6 protein-coding genes are annotated in these 4706 nt (G+C 74.4%); 4 read left to right on the top strand and 2 right to left on the bottom strand.

Annotation, left to right across the window (positions count from 1 at the left end; genetic code table 11):
• Window positions 1–279 precede the first annotated feature (279 nt).
• From ABZS66_RS60410 to ABZS66_RS60395, 4 genes are all read left to right on the top strand, one after another.
• Window positions 280–1218, top strand: coding sequence for a 3-oxoacyl-[acyl-carrier-protein] synthase III C-terminal domain-containing protein (locus ABZS66_RS60410; RefSeq protein ID WP_354773841.1), 939 nt, complete (start codon window positions 280–282; stop codon window positions 1216–1218).
• 18 nt (window positions 1219–1236) lie between these two features.
• Window positions 1237–1482, top strand: coding sequence for a phosphopantetheine-binding protein (locus ABZS66_RS60405; protein WP_238011736.1), 246 nt, complete (start codon window positions 1237–1239; stop codon window positions 1480–1482).
• 6 nt (window positions 1483–1488) lie between these two features.
• Window positions 1489–2298: a hypothetical protein gene (locus tag ABZS66_RS60400; RefSeq protein WP_354773839.1), complete on the top strand. Its 810-nt coding sequence runs from the start codon at window positions 1489–1491 to the stop codon at window positions 2296–2298.
• 212 nt (window positions 2299–2510) lie between these two features.
• The gene (locus ABZS66_RS60395; RefSeq protein WP_354773837.1) at window positions 2511–3137 is read left to right on the top strand and encodes a LuxR C-terminal-related transcriptional regulator; all 627 of its coding nucleotides are present in this window, start codon (window positions 2511–2513) and stop codon (window positions 3135–3137) included.
• A 68-nt stretch (window positions 3138–3205) separates the two neighbouring features.
• On the opposite strand, the gene ABZS66_RS60390 is transcribed toward ABZS66_RS60395, so the two are convergent.
• Together ABZS66_RS60390 and ABZS66_RS60385 are read right to left on the bottom strand one after the other, a co-directional pair.
• A complete protein-coding gene (locus ABZS66_RS60390; protein ID WP_238011733.1) occupies window positions 3206–3481 on the bottom strand; it encodes an acyl carrier protein in 276 nt (91 codons plus the stop codon).
• A 15-nt stretch (window positions 3482–3496) separates the two neighbouring features.
• Window positions 3497–4706, bottom strand: a 1210-nt coding sequence (locus ABZS66_RS60385) for an AMP-binding protein (protein ID WP_354773835.1), incomplete at its 5' end; no start/stop codon positions are given.

The raw sequence follows: 4706 nt of genomic DNA, 5'->3' as shown, positions 1-4706 counted from the left end.
GGCCGGGCGGCCCAGCCGGCGAACGCGTCGCCGGCCGCGCCGACCGCCGCGGACGCCTCGGCCGGGCCGTCGTCGGGCACGTGGGCGAACGTTTCGCCGGTCGCGGGGTCGCGGACCGGCAGGGCCGCCCCCGTGGTCGTGGTGAGATCGAGCACCGTCCCACTATCGCCGTCTTCACCGGCCCGCCGACCCCCTCTTTGCGGTATGGCCGAGGGGCCAGGGTCGTCGCGCGCCCATCGTGCACTGTTTCCGCCGCCCGGCGCTGCGCAGGCTGGTCCGGTGAAGACCGCGCTGCTCGAGGTGGCCAGCTACGTGCCGCCGTCGCGAGTGCACGTGAGCGACATCCTGCGCCCGTTCGGCGTCGCGGAGGCGCGCATCAAGGTGCACGAGCGGTGCTTCGGGTTCGGCGAGGTCCGGGTCGACCCCGGTGGCGACCTGACCGACCTCCTCGTCCGGGCCGCCTCCGAGCTGCGCGGGCTGGCCGGGCAGGAGCACCGGGTGCGGTACGTCATGCACGCGCGCACGATGCCGATCGTCGCGCCCTATCCGGCCAACCCGCTGCAGGACGCCTGCCGCAAGCTCGGCCTGGCCCACGCCAACGCATTCTGCCTGACCCAGCACGCCTGCGCCTCCGGGCTGCTCGGCGTCGACCTGGCCGGCAAGCTCCTGGCCGGTGACGGTGACCCGGCCGCGCTCGCGCTGATCCTCGCCGGCGAGAAGACGTTCACCTCGCGGGCCAAGGTGCTGGAGGACACCGGCGTCATGGGCGAGACCGCCGCGGCCGTCCTGGTCGGGCTGGACGGGCCACGGGACCGCGTGCTCGGCTATGCCACCCGCACCCGCAGCGAGTTCCACCGCGGCGCCTGGCTCGACCCGGCGGCGAGCGCGCTGTTCACCGAGGTCTACGCGGAGACGCTCGCCGGGGTCGTCCGGGCCGCACTCGACTCGGCCGGGCTGGGCCTGGCCGACCTCGCCCTGATCCTGCCCCACAACGTCAACCGGATGTCGTGGCTGCGGATCCTCAAGCTGCTCGGGCTGCGCGGCACGGACCTGCTGCACCTGGACAACCTGGCGCAGCACGGGCACTGCTTCGGCGCCGACTCGTTCGTCAGCCTGCGCGACGCGCGGCAGGCCGGCCGGCTGCGCCCCGGTGACCGGTACCTGATGACGGCCGTCGGCCTGGGCGCCACCTTCTCCGCCATGGTCTTCGAGCACTAACCGAGAAAGGGATCACGTATGCAGGACGTCGTCGCGAAGGTGATCGACTCCGCCGCGGTCATGGTCGGCCGCGCGCCGTCGTCGATCACGGCGCAGAGCCGGTTCTTCGAGGACCTGGGGTTCGACTCCACGACCATCCTCGAACTGCTCATGCAGCTGGAGACGGACCTCGACTTCGACTTCGACCCGGACACGCTGGAGGCGGACGACTTCCAGTCCGTCGAGACCCTGGCCCGGTACGTCGCCGCCCGTTCCCGGGTCTGACCGCCGGTGTCCACCGTGCCGCTGGCGCTGCGGTCGGTCGAGGTCGTCTCGCTGGCCGAGCGGGAGCCGTTCACGGCCGACGAGCTCGACTACTTCACCGACCTGCTCGGCTCGTTCAGCCTGCCGGTGCCGGCGCGGCTGGCGACGGCCCGCCGCGCGTCGTTCCGCGAGCTGCTCGGTGAGCTGGCCCCGCGGCTGGCCGGCCCCGTGGACCTGGCGGTGCTGGCCGCCGCGGTTCCGGACGGCGAGCCCGGCTGGCCGACGAGCTACCTCGCGAGCGTGGCCGAGGTGGGGCACGCCTTCGGCATCTGCGACCAGGGCGCCACGGGACCGTTCACCGCGCTGCGGATCATCGCCCACAGCCTGCGCGCCTCCCCGGTGGCGCGGGCGGCGCTGCTGGTGGCGGACCAGCGCACGGTCCACCACGACGAGCCCGTGCCCGAGCGGCTGCGGGCGACCCGCAACGTGGCGGTGGCCGTGCTCTTCGACGCGGCGCCGGCCGGTGCCCCGGTGACGGTCCACGGCCCGGAGCCGCTCGCGCCGCCCGCCGCCACGGCCCGCCTCCGCGCGCTGGCCGAGGGTGCGGGGCCGGTGACGCTGATCCTCGGCCGGGGGCTTGCCCCGGCCGCGGCGGACGCCGTGCGCGGCGACGGTGCCGTCACCGTGCTGCCGGCCCCGGCCGGGCTGCCCGCGACGGGCGTCTGGAGCGTCCTCGCCGGGGTGCTCGGGTCCGGCGGGCGGACCGTGGTCGCCGACTACGACCCGGACGCGGGACGCTTCGCGGCCGTCACCGTGGGCGGTGCGCCGCCCGGCTGAGCGCGCTCGCTCCACTGCGACCGCCCGGTCCCGATGCGTGGACCGGGCGGTAATGTTCGTTTGTGCGCAGGGTGACAGAAAGAATCTTCGTTCGATCTGCAAATTTCAATCAGCAGGTCGCATAAATCTAGTGCAATCACTGTCGATGTCCTAGCCTGCACGTAGGGTGCAGCGATCCTGCTGGCGCCCGTCAGGACGAGGGAGACGACATCTTGCCGCCGACGGGGGACGTACTTCCGGACATCACGAAGATCACCACTGGCCTGCTCGTCGACAGCGAGGTGCTGCGCGGCGGGCTCCGGCTCCTGCTGGACCGCATCGGCTGCACCACGCGCGTCCTCGGCGAGGGCGAGCCCACCGGGGACGTCGACGTCCTGCTGGTCGCCGGCCGCCGGTGGCGCGCGCTCGAGCTGGCCGGCGAGCCGCCCGACCGGCCGCTCGTGGTGGTGCTGCTCGACGCGGACGCCGTGGACCTCGACCCCGACCTCCCGGCCGACGGGTTCGTGTCGGTCGACAGCCTGTCGGCCGAGGTCCTCGAGGACACCCTGGAGCGCGCGCTGCGCGGGGAGCTGCCGATGCCCGGCGACCTCGCCCGGCGGCTGCTGACCGGCGGGCAGGCCCGCATCCCGGAGCGGCAGTCCCGGGCCGTGAGCCTCACCGCCCGCGAGGCCGAGACGCTGGGCCTGCTTGCCGTCGGCCTGAGCAACAAGCAGATCGCCCGCAACCTGCGCATCTCCACGCACGGCGCGAAGCGCCTGGTGAGCGCCGTGCTCATCAAGCTCGGCGCGCCCAACCGCACCGCCGCCGTGGTGACCGCGATGAAGATCGGCCTGGTCTAGGACGCCGCCGGGGCGGGGTGTCCCGCTCGGACGCTCATCCTGTGGGAGTGCGTCGGCGTGACGGGCGGCTAGGCCGTCACGCCCTGCTCGGCCCGCAGGCGCTCGACGACGGACCACAGGTGGGCCGCCGAGGAGAAGAACCGCGGGTCGAGCAGCTCCTCGCCGAAGGACACCCCGAACGCCTCCTCGGCCTCGGTGATCAGCGACACCGCGCCGAGCGAGTCCAGGCCCAGCTCGATGAGCGACGTGCCGGCCGGGATCGGGTCGTGCCGTGGCAGGTCGTGCAGCTGCTCGCGTAGCAGCGCCTCGAACTCGGCCGGCCACGCGGCGATGACGTCGTCCATTGTGGAGGGACCTCCTCATCCGTGCGACGGCGCGGCGGCGACGTCCTCGAAGACCCGCACGACCGCGCCGTGGTCGATCTTGCCGTTGGTGTTCACCGGCAGCCGGTCGAGGGCGAGCCAGCGGGTCGGCAGCATGTACGTCGGCAGCGTCGCGCTCAGCTCGGCCCGCAGCCGGGCCGGGTCGAGCGCCGCCCCGCCGGCCGGGACGTACGCCGCGCAGAGCTCCCGGCCGGCCAGGCCCGGCGCGTCGACCGCGACCACCGCCGCCGCGACGACCCCGGTGAGCCGGCCGGCCGCCGCCGTGATCTCGTCCAGCTCGATGCGGTAGCCGCGGGACTTGACCTGCCGGTCGCGCCGGCCGTGGAAGTAGTACAGACCGTCCGGCCCGAGGGTGGCGAGGTCGCCGGTGCGGTACCAGCGGGTCCCGTCGACGACCCGGAACGCCTGCTCCGTCGCGCCGGGATCGCGCCAGTACCCCGGGCTGAGACCCGCGCCGGCGAAGTACAGCTCGCCGATCGTGCCGGCCGGGACCGGCCGCAGGTCGTCGTCCAGCAGCGCCACCCGGTCCCCGCCGACGGCCCGGCCGATCGGGATCGGGTCGGCCGCGCCGGGCGGTACGCTCAGCGTGGCGATGCAGCTCGCCACCGTCGTCTCGGTCGGGCCGAACAGGTTCGTGAACGGCACCCCCGGCAGCGCCAGCATCCAGTGCCGCAGCGCGGGTGCGGGGAAGACGTCGCCGCTCCACACGACCCGGCGCAGGTCCGGGAAGTCCCGCACGACGCCGCGGCCGGCCATCGCGGTCATCACCGACGGCACCGACGACCACTGGGTCAGCCGCGACTCGCGGATGAAGCCGGCCAGCAGGTCCGGCACGAGGTTCAGGTGCTCGGGCACCAGGTGCAGCGCGGCACCGGCGGCCATCGCCCCGTACAGGTCGAAGACCGAGAAGTCGAACGACAGTGCCGAGTGCCCCGACACCCGGTCGTCCGGGCCGATGCCGAGCTCGCCGGCGACCCAGGTGGCGAACGTCAGCACGCTGTCGTGGGTGATCGGCACGCCCTTCGGCACGCCGGTGGAGCCCGACGTGAACAGCAGGTAGGCGAGGTCGTCGCGGCGGCCCTCCGGCAACGGCACCGGGCCACCGCCCGGGCGGGCCGCGCCGGGCGGGGGGTCCCCGGTCCAGAGCACGGCGGCCGGTGCGGCGGCGCGGACCGCGCCGAGCAGG

The sequence above is a fragment of the Dactylosporangium sp. NPDC005572 genome (genome assembly GCF_040605515.1).
Taxonomy (GTDB): domain Bacteria; phylum Actinomycetota; class Actinomycetes; order Mycobacteriales; family Micromonosporaceae; genus Dactylosporangium.
Note: the sequence above shows the minus strand (reverse complement) of the source record. Positions and strands in the feature narration are given on the sequence as shown.